14 protein-coding genes are annotated in these 14164 nt (G+C 31.4%); 1 reads left to right on the forward strand and 13 read right to left on the reverse strand.

Annotated features, from left to right (window positions below; all coding sequences use genetic code 11):
* Positions 1-6: 6 nt before the first annotated feature.
* The 12 genes from aroA to cmk all read right to left on the reverse strand — a co-directional run bounded on the left by aroA (position 7) and on the right by cmk (position 11922).
* Complete coding sequence (gene aroA, locus HMPREF3046_RS04150; protein ID WP_070716663.1) at positions 7-1305, reverse strand: 3-phosphoshikimate 1-carboxyvinyltransferase; 1299 nt, start codon at positions 1303-1305, stop codon at positions 7-9.
* 10 nt (positions 1306-1315) lie between these two features.
* Positions 1316-2380, reverse strand: coding sequence for a 3-dehydroquinate synthase (aroB, locus tag HMPREF3046_RS04155; protein WP_070716665.1), 1065 nt, complete (start codon positions 2378-2380; stop codon positions 1316-1318).
* Between the two features lie 35 nt (positions 2381-2415).
* The gene (aroC, locus tag HMPREF3046_RS04160; protein WP_070716668.1) at positions 2416-3582 is read right to left on the reverse strand and encodes a chorismate synthase; all 1167 of its coding nucleotides are present in this window, start codon (positions 3580-3582) and stop codon (positions 2416-2418) included.
* Positions 3583-3811: 229 nt separating this feature from the next.
* Entirely contained in the window at positions 3812-4264 is a 453-nt protein-coding gene (gene ndk / locus HMPREF3046_RS04165; protein WP_019835237.1) for a nucleoside-diphosphate kinase, read from the reverse strand.
* Between the two features lie 119 nt (positions 4265-4383).
* Positions 4384-5340, reverse strand: coding sequence for a polyprenyl synthetase family protein (locus HMPREF3046_RS04170; RefSeq protein ID WP_002449820.1), 957 nt, complete (start codon positions 5338-5340; stop codon positions 4384-4386).
* 29 nt (positions 5341-5369) lie between these two features.
* Complete coding sequence (locus HMPREF3046_RS04175; protein ID WP_070716670.1) at positions 5370-6071, reverse strand: demethylmenaquinone methyltransferase; 702 nt, start codon at positions 6069-6071, stop codon at positions 5370-5372.
* The gene (locus tag HMPREF3046_RS04180) at positions 6071-6652 is read right to left on the reverse strand and encodes a hypothetical protein (RefSeq protein ID WP_002449710.1); all 582 of its coding nucleotides are present in this window, start codon (positions 6650-6652) and stop codon (positions 6071-6073) included. The genes HMPREF3046_RS04175 and HMPREF3046_RS04180 overlap by 1 nt, the downstream gene beginning before the upstream one ends.
* A gap of 177 nt (positions 6653-6829) precedes the next feature.
* A complete protein-coding gene (locus HMPREF3046_RS04185) occupies positions 6830-7102 on the reverse strand; it encodes an HU family DNA-binding protein (protein WP_002449794.1) in 273 nt (90 codons plus the stop codon).
* Between the two features lie 168 nt (positions 7103-7270).
* Positions 7271-8269: an NAD(P)H-dependent glycerol-3-phosphate dehydrogenase gene (locus HMPREF3046_RS04190; RefSeq protein WP_070716672.1), complete on the reverse strand. Its 999-nt coding sequence runs from the start codon at positions 8267-8269 to the stop codon at positions 7271-7273.
* Between the two features lie 14 nt (positions 8270-8283).
* The gene (gene der, locus HMPREF3046_RS04195; RefSeq protein ID WP_019835234.1) at positions 8284-9594 is read right to left on the reverse strand and encodes a ribosome biogenesis GTPase Der; all 1311 of its coding nucleotides are present in this window, start codon (positions 9592-9594) and stop codon (positions 8284-8286) included.
* 184 nt (positions 9595-9778) lie between these two features.
* Positions 9779-10957 carry a 30S ribosomal protein S1 gene (gene rpsA, locus HMPREF3046_RS04200; protein ID WP_070716673.1) on the reverse strand — a complete coding sequence of 393 codons (1179 nt, stop codon included), beginning with the start codon at positions 10955-10957 and terminating at the stop codon, positions 9779-9781.
* Between the two features lie 308 nt (positions 10958-11265).
* Positions 11266-11922 (reverse strand): (d)CMP kinase, encoded by a 657-nt coding sequence (gene cmk / locus HMPREF3046_RS04205; RefSeq protein WP_070716675.1) that lies wholly within the window; start codon positions 11920-11922, stop codon positions 11266-11268.
* Between the two features lie 75 nt (positions 11923-11997).
* Between cmk and HMPREF3046_RS04210 the strand changes: the two genes are divergently transcribed.
* The gene (locus HMPREF3046_RS04210; RefSeq protein WP_070716677.1) at positions 11998-12966 is read left to right on the forward strand and encodes an asparaginase; all 969 of its coding nucleotides are present in this window, start codon (positions 11998-12000) and stop codon (positions 12964-12966) included.
* A 62-nt stretch (positions 12967-13028) separates the two neighbouring features.
* Here the strand turns inward: HMPREF3046_RS04210 and ypdA are convergent, their stop codons facing one another.
* A complete protein-coding gene (gene ypdA, locus HMPREF3046_RS04215) occupies positions 13029-14015 on the reverse strand; it encodes a bacillithiol disulfide reductase YpdA (protein WP_070716679.1) in 987 nt (328 codons plus the stop codon).
* Positions 14016-14164 lie beyond the last annotated feature (149 nt).

Below are 14164 nucleotides of genomic sequence, written 5' to 3' on the forward strand. Positions count from 1 at the left end.
AATATTTTATCCCTCATTTTCTAAAAGCTTTAATTTCGGCAAGAAACCAGGGAATGATACATTTACTGCATCAAACTGACGTATCGTTAATGGCGAATCACTTAAAATAGATGCGACTGCAAGCATCATGCCAATTCTGTGGTCAGTTAAGCTATCTACTATAGCATTTCTAGTTAATTCAGAGGGATGAATAATTAATCCATCCTCTGTAGCTTGTAATTTAAAACCTAGTAAATTAAGCATATCTGCAGTTGTATCAATACGATTAGTTTCTTTTACCTTTAATTCCTCTGCGTCCTTAATCATACTTGTACCAGAAGCTTGAGTGCACAACAAAGCAATAATTGGCAATTCATCAATTGCTTTAGGAATTAAATCTCCTTCAATTGTGATTGGTTTCAAGTTGTTCGTATACTGAACTCTAATCGACGCAGTTGGTTCTGAAGACTCTGTAACATTAAATAATTCAATGTTACCATTCATTTGTTCAACGATATCTATAATACCTGAACGTGTAGGATTGATGCCAACATTATGAATTGTAATATCACTTCCTGGAGAAATCAAAGCAGCTACAATAAAGAAAGCAGCTGAAGAAATATCTCCTGGTACTACAAAGTCTTTAGGTTGAATATTGCTTATAGCATAAGGAGATGTTGTAATCACTTTTTGATTTACTTGTATTGGAATTTGATAATGTTTAAACATCGTTTCAGTATGATTTCTACTTATGTCTAATTCTGTAATTTGTGATGCTTCTTTTGAAAATAGACTTGCAAATAAAATTGCACTTTTAACTTGAGCACTTGCGACTTGCATTTGATAATTGATACCATTAATGGCTGAAGGTTTAATAATAAGTGGTGTATAGTTATTTTCAATACCATTAATATTTGCATTCATTAATTTTAAAGGTTTTAAAATACGATCCATAGGTCGTTTTCCTATCGATGTATCTCCAGATAAGACACACTCTATGCCCAATCCACTTAAAAGACCAGCAAGTAAGCGCGTTGTTGTACCAGAATTTCCAGTATATAACGTTTGATGTGGTATATTGAAATGTTGATATCCTGGAGAATTAACAATAAGACGATGTTCTTCAATTTCAATCTCAACACCTAAGAGTTTAAAAATTTCAATTGTACGTAAACAATCTTCACCTAGAAGCGGTTGTTCAATAATTGATTTACCTTTAGCGAGTGACGATAGCATAATTGCTCTATGCGTCATAGATTTATCTCCAGGTACTTCTATCTCACCCTTTAATGGACCATGAATATCTATTGTTTGACTTGTTGTCACAGTATTTCACCTACTCTACTAATAATTGTAGTTGTTTAAATGATTGCTTCAATATATTTTTTTCTACATGATATACATTAGGTTTACCTAATTTCTCGAGTAGAACCATTTGAATACCTTCACCATTATTTTTTTTATCTGATAACATATATTGATACATTTCTTCAAAATCAATCTGCTGGATTAAATCCAGCGGATAATTTAATTGATTCATATAATTAATATAATGTTGAATATCAAATTGTGTGCCAAGAAGATGGTTTGCCACAATAAACTGATAAATCATCCCAATCATAATGGCATGACCATGAGGTATTTTATACTTATATTCTACTGCATGTCCAAAGGTATGACCTAAATTTAAATATTTTCTAACATTACTTTCTTTTTCATCTTTTATAATAATGTTTAGTTTTGTTTTTATGCCCTTAAAAATAAATTGATCCATATCTTTAAGTGATTCAAGTGTTTTCCTATCTGAAAAGTGTTTTTCAATATCTTCTGTAGCAACTGCGCCAGTCAATAAAGCATGCTTATATACCTCAGCGTATCCACTTAAAATTTCATGATAAGGTAAAGTTTTTAAAAAATTTAAATCATATATGACTGCTTTAGGTCTATAAAATGCGCCTATAAGATTTTTACCATGGGAAGAATTTATTCCAACTTTGCCTCCTACACTTGAGTCATGCGCTAATATCGTTGTAGGTACTTGTATAAAATCAACACCTCTTAATAATGTAGAAGCTAAGAATCCTGTAAAATCTCCTGTGGCCCCACCACCTATAGCCACTAAACATGTATTACGAGTAAGGTTCATTCCTAGTAGTTGTTCCATGATTGATTGATAATGATTAAACGTTTTCATTTTTTCACCGGCAGGAACGATAACTTTTTGAATGTTTGAATTGTGACATAATATTTCAACTTTATCTCTAAAATTAAAATCAACAAATTCATCTATAATTAAGAATACTTTATCGTAATCTTGAATATAATCGGATAAATATTTAAATGCATGATGTTCTACAATAATTGGATAATTATCACTGTGATATGTGGTTTGTAATTGCATGATATACCTCATTTCTAAAGGTTAATTAAAGATGTTTAAAATTCTATATTTAACTTTCTACGTTCTTCAATTTGTTCTTTAAGTTGATCGATATGATTAGATTGGAACTCTTCTAAAAGAGCTTTAGCAACTTCAAATGCAACGACATGTTCGCAAACAACGCTTGCTGCTGGAACTGCACAACTATCTGAACGTTCTATAGTTGCTTTAAAATCTTCTTTAGTATTAATATCTACTGAATTTAAAGGTTTATATAAAGTTGGAATAGGTTTCATAACGCCATTTACAATGATAGGCATACCATTAGTCATTCCACCTTCAAAGCCACCTAAATGATTAGATCCTCTATAATAACCTCTTTCAGAATGATATAAAATTTCATCTTGAATTTCGCTTCCAGGTTTTTCAGCAGCTTTAAACCCTTCGCCAAAGCTGACACCTTTGAAGGCATTAATACTTACAACACCTTGTGCAATGCGTCCATCGAGTTTACGATCATAATGCACGTAGCTACCTACTGCAACTGGCATATTTTCAACCATAACTTGAACTACGCCACCTATAGAGTCGCCTTCCTTTTTAGCTTCATCGATTTTATCTCTCATTTTTTGAGCAATCGATTCATCAATCACACGTACATCATTTTTATCGATATTTTGTTTAAATGTTTCTGTATCGTATAACCCTACATCTTTAATTCCACCAATTTCTACAACACGACTATACATATGAATGTCTAGTTGAGAAAGTAAAATTTTGGACACTGCTCCTACAGCTACACGTACAGCTGTTTCTCTTGCAGAAGAACGTTCAAGTACATTTCTCAAATCACGATGATTATATTTCATTCCGCCAATTAAGTCTGCATGACCAGGTCTTGGCTTTGTAATTGTACGTTTCATATTTTCACGTGCCTCGTCACTAATTGGTTCAATACCCATAATATTTCTCCAATGAGTAAAATCATCATTTTTAACTACAATTGTAATTGGACTACCTAAAGTAAAGCCATTTCTTACACCAGAAACAATTTCTACCGCATCTTTTTCAATTTGCATTCGACGTCCTCTACCGTATCCACCTTGACGCTTAAACATTTCTTTATTTATTTCCTCAGCTCTCATTTCTAAGTTAGCTGGAACACCTTCAATAATCACGGTTAGTTGTGGACCATGTGATTCTCCTGAAGTTAAATATCTCATGATTAATAGCTCCTTTCCTTTACCACTTTAAATAGTATTATGTATTATTTGTTATCATATCATATTCAATGAAATTACATAACTAGTGTAGAATAATTGCTGTTTGAAAATTCAAATAATTTTATATAAAAAAGTACCTAAGACAACAGTTGTCTTAGGTACTTTCTAACATGTCGGCAGTCAATGGTTGAATTGAAAATAAATTCCAATTTATTCTACTTTTTAAAAATTATTCTTCATAAAGCCAATTTTCTCTATTAGCTTCGTAGCTATATATTTCATCATCATTAAACCATAAATTGATTTCTCTTTCAGCAGATTCTACAGAGTCTGATCCGTGAATAATATTTCTCCCTACTGTTAAACCATAATCGCCTCTTATAGTACCGGGATCGGCTTCAGTGGGATTTGTTTTTCCGATAATATGTCTAGATACCGCAACTGCGTCTTCTCCTTCAACAACCATGGCAAACACAGGTCCAGAAGTTAAAAAAGAAACAAGTTTATGAAAAAACGGCTTCTCTGTATGTTCAGCATAATGTATGTTAACAGTATCTTTAGTTGGAATTATAAATTTACCGCCAACTATTTTTAAACCTTTTCTTTCAATTCTAGAAATAATTTCTCCTATTAAATTACGTTGTACTGCATCTGGCTTAATCATTAAAAAAGTGCGTTCCATTATACAAATCCCCCTAATTAAAAAATTGATTTAATATGTATAAATACATTTAATAGCAAACAACCTACTACTACTAAATACTAACAGGTTATTAAAGCGCTTTCAACTTTTTTCTATTCTTATGTATTTCTAGAACGCATTCTTTTAATAAGCTTTCTAAATAAATTTTGAGAATTTGGTTCCTCTAATTGGTCAATTAAGTCGAGTGCTTTATTTAAATAATGATCGCTCACTTCTTGAGATTGTGTGATACTATTTGAATTCTTGATTTGATCAATAAGTGGGTCAAATTGATGTTTATTTGTCAGGTGTGATAACTCAACAATTTGTTTTTTGAAAACCGGGTCTTTTTTCATCTCTAATAAAACTGGTAATGTAATATGACCATTCATTAGGTCACTACCCACAGGTTTACCTAATTTTTTCTCAGTACTTGTAAAATCTAAAATATCATCTACAATTTGAAAACTCATTCCAATATAATGACCAATCATTTTTAATTTTCGAATCGTCTCATTATCAGCTTGTGATGTTATTGCACCAACTTCTGTTGAAAGTTGAATAAGCAACGCCGTTTTTCTATTAATACGTCTCAAATAGTTCGTAATATTTTGATGACTATTAAATTGGTCTTGGAATTGGAAGAGCTCGCCTCTACAAACATCAACAATTGCGTTAGAAATAATAGTATGAACACGATGATCTTCAATTTTAGAAAGTTGTTTTAAACCTAAAGCTAGTAAAAAATTGCCAGTTAGGATAGCAGTAGTGACATCCCATTTTTTTTCAATAGTCAATTTACCACGACGTTTGTCACTTTTATCAATCACATCATCGTGCACAAGTGTTGCCATATGAATTAATTCTAAAGCTACTGCAACATGATACGTATCTTCAGTAATTTTCTTTGGTCCAAACTGACTACTAAGAAGAACAAATGCTGGACGCACTCGTTTGCCACCCGAAGATAATAAATGAAATGCTGCTTCTTGTAATACAGAATCATTACTTTTAATAGCATTTTTTAAACGCTTTTCAACATTTTTAATTTCACTATTCATACTTAACTTTGCCACATTAATCACCTTTTATTTAGTAGAACTTTCTATTTATAGCCAAGGTGCATTGCAGCAACGCCACCTGTAAAGCTACGAACTTTTACATGACTGAAACCAGCCTGCTCAAATAAACGCTTTAATTTAGTTTTATCTGGAAAATTGAATGTAGATTGTTGTAACCATTCATATTCTTCCCTAGATTTAGCAAACAATTTCCCGAAAATAGGCATCACAAATTTAAAATAAAGTTTATAAACTTGTTTAAATACGGGTAATGTTGGTTGACTTGTTTCTAAACATACAATCATACCGCCTGGTTTCAATACGCGATTTAATTCTTTTAATGTTGCTAAATAATCAGGCACATTTCTTAAACCGAAGCCAATGGTTACATAATCGAATGTTTTATCCTCAAATGGTAAATTCATAGCATCGCCGTGCACTAAGTGAATATTAGGCATTGATTTAGTTTTTTCTTTACCAACTTCAAGCATATTTTCACTGAAATCTAAACCTGTAACTTCTCCATTAGGTCCTACTGCTCTACTTAAAGCAATAGTCCAATCTGCTGTACCACAACATACATCAAGTGCTTTACTTCCAGGTAACACATTCATATTTTTCATTACATGTTTACGCCATATTTTATGTTGTTCGAAACTTATTATATTGTTCAATCGATCATATTTTTTAGAAATATTTTGAAAAACCGTATGAACTTGTTCTTTTTTTGCATTATTTTCAGTCATTAATTATTACCTCTACTTTTCTCTTTATCGCTTTGCTTTATATGTTTAATAAATTGGTTTATTTCATCTTCATCATATTCACTTAAATAAGAGGGATAATATTGATGTACCCCACTAAATAATTTTTCAAATATTTCATATTGAGAGATCTCAATATCTGTAAAATGAGAAATAGTTATAAAAGGGAAAAGTGTTTCTATATCTAACACAGCCTTATATATATCATGACGCTCGAGTGAATGATGATGCAATGAAGTTTTAAGCTCATTAGATTTTATAATCGCTTCACTCATTAGCTTTTGATATGACACATCACCAATTTCAGATATTAAAGTATAAAAATGAGCACTTAATAAGTCACCAATTAGAATTGATTTCTTAGATAATTTATTTTTAGAAATATCATCTAGATGCTTCATTGAAGTATCAATAGTGAGGCAGGCAAGTTTAGCATTTTCTGGAATATTAAAATGATCTAAAACATCACTTAATCCTTTATTAATGTGAATTGCTTCATATTCATTAATTCCTTTAAGCCTTTGAGTAATTTGTCTATTTAATTTGCTTAATGTTCTTTCCATGTTCACACCTCACGTTAGTATCAATATACATATTAACATTATATTCATAAAAATAAAATATAGTGCTTATGACGAAAATAACTTCACAGTGAATTGTACAATTATAAATAAAACATATGTATTTAGAATTAAACAATATATAAAATAAAAAGCCCTTATAGGGCTTTTTTAAGTAAATTATTTTACAGCATCTTTTAATGCTTTACCAGCTTTGAATGCTGGAACTTTACTTGCAGGAATTTCGATTTCTTTACCTGTTTGAGGGTTACGTCCTTTACGTGCAGCACGTTCACGTACCTCGAAGTTTCCGAAACCAATTAATTGAACTTTTTCACCTTTAGAAAGTGAGTTTTGAATTGATTCGAAAACAGCGTCTACTGCTGAACCAGCTTCTTTTTTAGTTAAATCAGCTTGTTCTGCAACCGCATTGATTAAGTCAGTTTTATTCATTATGAGTTCACCTCCAGATGAATGATAATGATAAATTTATATCATTATGGTATGACTTTAACACAATAATTCCCTTTACCGCAACGATTTATATACTTAAAACGTTGAATTATCAGTATTTCGTGAATAATTTTATAAAATATTTGCGTTAAATAGCAAAATTACACTTTATTCAGCTTTTTTATCTCGTCCCATTAAATCCTTTACACTATCTTTCACTGGTTTATCTTCAAATAATACTTTGTATAAAGCATTGGTTATTGGCATATCAACATTTTGAGCTTTTGCTAAATGATATACTGAATTTGTTGTATAAATTCCTTCAACAACCATATTCATTTCGTTAAGTGCTTCTTCAGTCGTTTTACCTTTTCCTAATTTATATCCTAAAGTATAATTTCTTGAATGAGTAGACGTACACGTTACAATTAAATCACCAATGCCACCAAGACCTAGAAAAGTCATAGGAACAGCCCCTAGCTTTTCACCTAGTCGACTAATCTCAGCTAAACCTCTTGTCATTAAAGCAGCTTTAGCATTATCACCATAACCCATTCCAGCAACAATACCACTTGCTACAGCAATAATATTTTTAAGTGCACCACCTAGTTCTACACCTATCAAATCATTATTAGTATATACTCGTAAGTAATCATTCATGAATAAATCTTGAATAAGTTTACTTATGTGTTCATCTTTTGACGAAGCTGCAACAGTTGTAGGTTGCTTAATTACAACTTCTTCAGCATGACTTGGTCCAGATAGTACCCCTACACCATTTTTATGGTTCTTAGATACTGAATCTTCAATCATTTCTGATACACGTTTAAATGTTTCATTTTCAATACCTTTTGCAACGTGAATAAATGTTTTTTTAGTTTTAATATGTTGATTAATTTCAGTCACAACGTCTCTAATTGCTTTTGTAGGTAAAGCAATTAAAAATATATCTGAAAAATTAACTGCTTGTTCTAATTGATTTGTTGCTTTAATTGTTTCAATTAATGTTACGTCTTTCAGGTACCGTTTATTTTGATGAGATTGATTAATTTCATCTACAGTATTTTCATTTTTTCCCCACATTAAAACTGAATGGCCATTCTCTGCTAAAACATTTGCTAATGCAGTACCAAAACTTCCTGTACCAAAAACTGTAATCTTAGTCATCTTAATCTCTCCTCTTAGTTTCTTCTTCTAGGGATGATATGAATAGGCGTTCCTTCAAAACCAAATGCATCTCTAATTTGATTTTCAAGATAGCGTTTATAAGAAAAATGCATTAACTCAACATCATTTACAAAAACCACAAATGTTGGTGGTTCAATAGCCACTTGAGTAGTATAGAAGACATTTAAACGTCTACCTTTATCTGTAGGTGTAGGATTCATTGAAATTGCATCCGTCACCACCTCGTTAAGTGTTGAGCTTTGAACACGTTTTTTGTGATTTTCACTTGCTTCTCTTATATAAGGGAAAAGTGTTTTTAATCGTAGTCGCTCTTTTGCCGATACGAAAGCGATAGGTGCATAATCTAAAAATTGAAATTGATTACGTACATCATCAGCAAATTTTTTCATGGTATTAGTATCTTTTTCTACAGCATCCCATTTATTTACAACAATCACCATTGCTTTTCCTTCTTCATGAGCATATCCAGCAACGCGCTTATCTTGTTCAATAATTCCTTCTTCGGCATCAATAACTAATAACACCACATTTGAACGCTCAATTGCTTTTAAGGCTCTTAATACAGAGTATTTCTCAGTTGACTCATATACTTTACCTTTTTTTCTCATACCTGCTGTATCTATTAACACGTAATCTTGTCCATCATAGCTATACTCAGTATCTACAGCATCTCGAGTTGTACCTGCTACATTTGATACAATAACACGTTCTTCACCTAAAATGGCATTTACTAAACTAGATTTACCCACATTTGGACGGCCAATAATAGATAAACGAATAGTGTCATCATCATATGGATCACTATCTTCTTCTTTAAAATGTTTAACGACTTCATCTAATAAATCACCTAGACCTAAACCATGTGAACCAGAAATTGGATAAGGATCACCAAAACCTAAAGAGTAAAAATCAAAAATATCACTTCTCATTTCAGGATTATCTACTTTATTTACTGCTAAAACAACAGGTTTTTTTGATTTATAAAGTAATTGAGCTACCATTTCATCACTTTGAGTGAGACCTTCCCTCACATTTACCATAAAGATAATGACGTCTGCTTCATCAATAGCGATTTCTGCTTGAGCTCTTATTTGTGTTTGGAAAGGTGCATCTCCAATTTCGATGCCTCCAGTATCAATGATATTAAATTCATGTGTTAACCATTCGCCTGAAGAATAAATACGATCACGCGTAACACCTGGAGTATCTTCAACAATTGATACACGTTCACCTACTACTCTATTAAAAATTGTAGACTTCCCCACATTAGGTCTACCTACAATTGCTACAATAGGTTTAGTCATAAGCTAACTTCCTCTCTTTCTAAAATCTCTATAATTTTATCATATGCAATGATGAATTAAAAACAAGTATATATTGTCATACGATAGATAGTGAATAAAGATAAATAAAAAAGAGCAAGAAAGAATTCTATTTGAATATCTTTTCTTGCTCTCATCATTAAATTAAATAATAAAATATTTAATATTAGAATTTTAAGTTTTTAAATTTATCACCAAAAACGTCACCTAATGTTGGATTGTCTTCATCTGTTTCATTAGATAAATATGATTGAGTTGTAGCTTCGTCACTTTCAATCACATCTTCATTTGGTAATGTAGCTTTAATAGATAAAGAAATACGCTCATTGTCTTCATCAACACCTAAAATTTTAACGCTCACTTGTTGTCCTGGTTCTAATACTTCACTTGGTGTACCAATATGTTTATGAGCAATTTCTGAAATGTGTACAAGTCCTTGAACACCAGGAGCAATTTCCACAAAAGCACCAAAGTTAGCTAAGCGAATTACTTTACCTTCGATAACGTCGTTTTCGTGGAATTTACCTTTAATATTTTCAAATGGAGTTGGTAAAGTATCTTTAATAGATAAAGAAATACGTTCAGAATCTTTTTCAACAGATTTAACTTTAACGTCCACTTCTTGTCCAACGCTTACCACGTCTTCAGGAGATTGAACATGCTCATGTGATAATTCTGATACGTGAACTAATCCATCAACGCCACCAATATCTACAAAAGCACCAAAGTTAGTAAGACGAGCCACTTTCCCTTTGATAACGTCTCCTTCATTAAGTGAATCTAATAACGATGCTTTTTTAACGTCATTTTCAGCTTGTTCAACCGCTTTACGGCTTAAAATGACTCTATTATTTTCAGGATCTAATTCTTCTACTTTAAGACGAATGGTTTGTCCTTCAAATACAGAGAAATCTTCAATGAAATCAGTTGAAATGAGTGACGCAGGAACGAATCCTCTTTGGCCTACATCCACAACTAAGCCACCTTTAACTACTTCAGTAACTTTAGCTTCAATTACTTCGTCATTATCAAGCTTTTCTTGTAAATATTCATATGATTTTTCAGTTTCAAGTTGACGTTTGGATAAAATGTAAGCACCTGATTCATTTTTTTCGTCAATTTCAATTTTGGTTACATATGCTTCAATTTCATCACCTTCTGAAATAATCTCACTTGGATTTTCAATATGATGAGTTGAAAGTTGGCTAATTGGAATAATTCCGTTATATTTAGCCCCGTCAATATGAACTACTACTTGTTTATCTTCAACTTGTTGAACTTTTCCAGTGACTTTGTCACCTTCTTTAATATCATTAATCATTGATTCATTGAATTCTTCAGTCATCATGTTTGCCTCCTTATACACTACATAACTATAACATCTTATAAACGCAGGGAATTGTCAAGAAATACCCCTTTAGTTTCATAAGTTTTTAAAAAATATATCATTTTTTAAAATTATTTAATATCGAGCAATAGAAAAATATATTTATTAATATCAATAAAAATTGAAACTTATGATTGAATATAAGAGTAAGAAAATTTATTGTTTATATTTTCATAATTAATTATATATAACTAAAATAGCTATTTAAAATAATTCGCTTATACTTTAGTCATTTGACGAATTAAATTAAATAGCTATGTACAAAATTACAGATTCTCTACTAATTTTAATATTTCTTCAGTTACTTCTTCTATAGTTTTGCTCGTTGTATCCACTGTTATAGCATCTTCCGCTTTTCTTAAAGGGGAAATATCACGATTCATATCGTAATGATCTCTTTCTTCAATCTCTTTTTTTAATTGATTTAAAGTGGAAGGAATACCACGTAATTCATTCTCTTTCTGTCTTCTTTCAGCTCTTTCGTCTACAGAGGCAATCATGTATACTTTTAACTCAGCATCTGGAAGAACGACGGTACCAATATCTCTACCGTCCATAACAATTCCTTTTTTTATTGCTAATTCTTTTTGTTTTTGTACGGCGTATGTGCGTACAGGTTCTTTTGATGCAACATATGAAACATGTTGCGTGACATCATTTTCTCTTAGATAGTCTGTCACATCCTCGTTATCTAAAATAATTCGCTGTCCTTTTGATGGATTATAAATTAATTCTAAAGAAGTATGATTAATTAAATTCTGAAAATCTTCAGGAGCATCTTGCTTTAAATATTTATACGTTATTGCACGATACATTGCACCAGTATCGACATAAATCATTGATAATTTACTAGCTACTTGTCTTGCAATTGTACTTTTCCCAGCAGCAGCAGGACCATCTAATGCAATATTAATTGGATTCATAACATTTTTCCTTTCTTGTTGTTTTATCTGTATTATTTTATCATAAATATATATTTTAAAAATAGGAGGAGTTTAATGAAAAAGATACTTGTTATTCATACAGGTGGAACAATTAGTATGTCTCAAAATCAACTCAATCAGGTCGTTACAAATGATATCAATCCTATTTCATTGCACAAAAACATCATAGATCAATATGCAAATGTATATGAAATAAGTCCCTTTAATGTCCCATCACCCCATATCACACTTTCTCATGTAATAAAGTTAAAAGACATCATTATTAAGGAATTTTCTAAGAATCACTATGATGGATGTGTGATTACACATGGCACAGATACGTTAGAAGAAACAGCTTACTTGCTCGATTTAACAATCGATATAAATCAACCTATTGTTATAACAGGTGCGATGCGTTCATCAAACGAGATTGGTTCAGATGGGCTATATAACTTTATTTCAGCAATTAGAGTTGCAACTTCATTAGAAGCTTCTGATAAAGGCGTGATGGTCGTATTTAATGACGAAATACATACTGCGAGAAATGTTACTAAAACACATACTTCGAATATCAATACCTTTCAGAGTCCAAATCAAGGCCCTTTAGGTATCTTAACTAAAAATCGTGTTCAATTTTATAATCGTCCATATCGACAAAAAGTATTTCCAAGAATAGATGAAAGTTTAAATGTGCCATTAATTAAAGCGTATATGGGAATGACTAAGGATGTTTTAGAATTTTATGCTCAACAAAACGTTCAAGGTATAATTATTGAAGCGCTAGGCCAAGGTAACTTACCCCCAAGTTGTTTAAAAGGTATTGAATCATGTGTCAAAAAAGATATTCCTATCGTACTCGTGTCTCGCTCATTTAATGGCATTGTAAGTCCAGTATATGATTATGAAGGTGGAGGTTTTCGATTAGCTGAAGAGGGGCTTATTTTTTCTAACGGATTAAATGGTCCTAAAGCAAGATTAAAACTTCTAATTGGTTTAAGTAACCATATGAATCACAAGGAATTGAAAGAATACTTTGAAGCTTAAAAAAGAGAGAAGCAATGATGATGCACTCATTGTTTCTCTCTTTTAATTAAAATAAATGAAATTTAACTTTCTAGTGGAGTTTGTTTTTTTCTTAAAATACTTTGAGCGATAATGCCACCATGATATTTACCGTTTTCAATGAAAATTGAATTATTATCATTACCAGCTGCTATAACACCAGCAATATAACAGTTTTCTACATTTGTTTCATACGTTTCTTTATTATAGATTGGAGCTGTTCCAAATTCATTAGTATGAATATCTATACCAATAGATTGTAAAAACTCATAGTCTGGATGATAACCAATCATTGCAAAAACAAAGTCATTTGGTATTGTTACTGTTTCACCATTTTTTTCATAAGTTACTGAATGTTGAGTGATTTCAGTAACATTTGCATTAAATTCCATATCGATTTTTTCATGGTTAACTAAAGATTCAAAATTTGGTAAAATCCAAGGTTTAATTGCTGCTGAGTATCGATCTCCACGATATAATACAGTCACATTTGCCCCAGCTTTTTCCAATTCCAAAGCTGCATCTACTGCAGAATTCTTACCTCCAATAACCACGACATCTTGATTGAAGTATGGATGCGCTTCTTTAAAGTAATGTTTAACCTTAGATAAATCCGCACCTTTAACATCTAAAGTATTATGTTGACCATAATAGCCAGTCGCAACTGTTAAAAATTTACATTCATACACATCTTTAGTTGTTGTAATTGTAAATTTATTTCCAATTTTTTTAACTGTTAATACTTCCTCAAAAGGATGTACATTCAACTGATGAAATTTTACTACTTCTCTATAATAGACAAGTGCTTGGTTACGACGGGGTTTACTTTCCTCTACAATAAATGGCACATCTCCAATACTTAATTTATCACTGGAAGAGAAAAAAGTTTGATGTGTAGGATAATGATAAATGGCATCTACAATGTTACCTTTTTCAATTACTAGTGTTTCTATGCCTTTTTTCTTTTGCTCAATTGCTGCACTTAAACCACATGGGCCTCCACCAATAATAATACTTTCAATTGTTTGCATGTTTAATGGCCTCCTTTAATCACTAACATATTATATCAGTTTACTGATATATTTCTAAATAAAAATATTTACATTATTATTTACTTATCTTCAAATGAACATAAAAAAGATACACCATTTTTGGACTGACCCCAATTAGTGGGAATGAT

This window comes from Staphylococcus sp. HMSC070D05 (genome assembly GCF_001815595.1).
In the GTDB taxonomy this organism is placed as follows: Bacteria; Bacillota; Bacilli; order Staphylococcales; family Staphylococcaceae; genus Staphylococcus; species Staphylococcus hominis.

Coding starts and splice junctions, on each gene's coding strand:
- aroB (WP_070716665.1), bottom strand. CDS start 2,380: ATGCAATTACAAACCACATATCACAGTGATAATTATCCAATTATTGTA.
- aroC (WP_070716668.1), bottom strand. CDS start 3,582: ATGAGATATTTAACTTCAGGAGAATCACATGGTCCACAACTAACCGTG.
- ndk (WP_019835237.1), bottom strand. CDS start 4,264: ATGGAACGCACTTTTTTAATGATTAAGCCAGATGCAGTACAACGTAAT.
- HMPREF3046_RS04175 (WP_070716670.1), bottom strand. CDS start 6,071: ATGACTGAAAATAATGCAAAAAAAGAACAAGTTCATACGGTTTTTCAA.
- HMPREF3046_RS04180 (WP_002449710.1), bottom strand. CDS start 6,652: ATGGAAAGAACATTAAGCAAATTAAATAGACAAATTACTCAAAGGCTT.
- HMPREF3046_RS04185 (WP_002449794.1), bottom strand. CDS start 7,102: ATGAATAAAACTGACTTAATCAATGCGGTTGCAGAACAAGCTGATTTA.
- HMPREF3046_RS04190 (WP_070716672.1), bottom strand. CDS start 8,269: ATGACTAAGATTACAGTTTTTGGTACAGGAAGTTTTGGTACTGCATTA.
- der (WP_019835234.1), bottom strand. CDS start 9,594: ATGACTAAACCTATTGTAGCAATTGTAGGTAGACCTAATGTGGGGAAG.
- rpsA (WP_070716673.1), bottom strand. CDS start 10,957: ATGACTGAAGAATTCAATGAATCAATGATTAATGATATTAAAGAAGGT.
- cmk (WP_070716675.1), bottom strand. CDS start 11,922: ATGAATCCAATTAATATTGCATTAGATGGTCCTGCTGCTGCTGGGAAA.
- HMPREF3046_RS04210 (WP_070716677.1), top strand. CDS start 11,998: ATGAAAAAGATACTTGTTATTCATACAGGTGGAACAATTAGTATGTCT.
- ypdA (WP_070716679.1), bottom strand. CDS start 14,015: ATGCAAACAATTGAAAGTATTATTATTGGTGGAGGCCCATGTGGTTTA.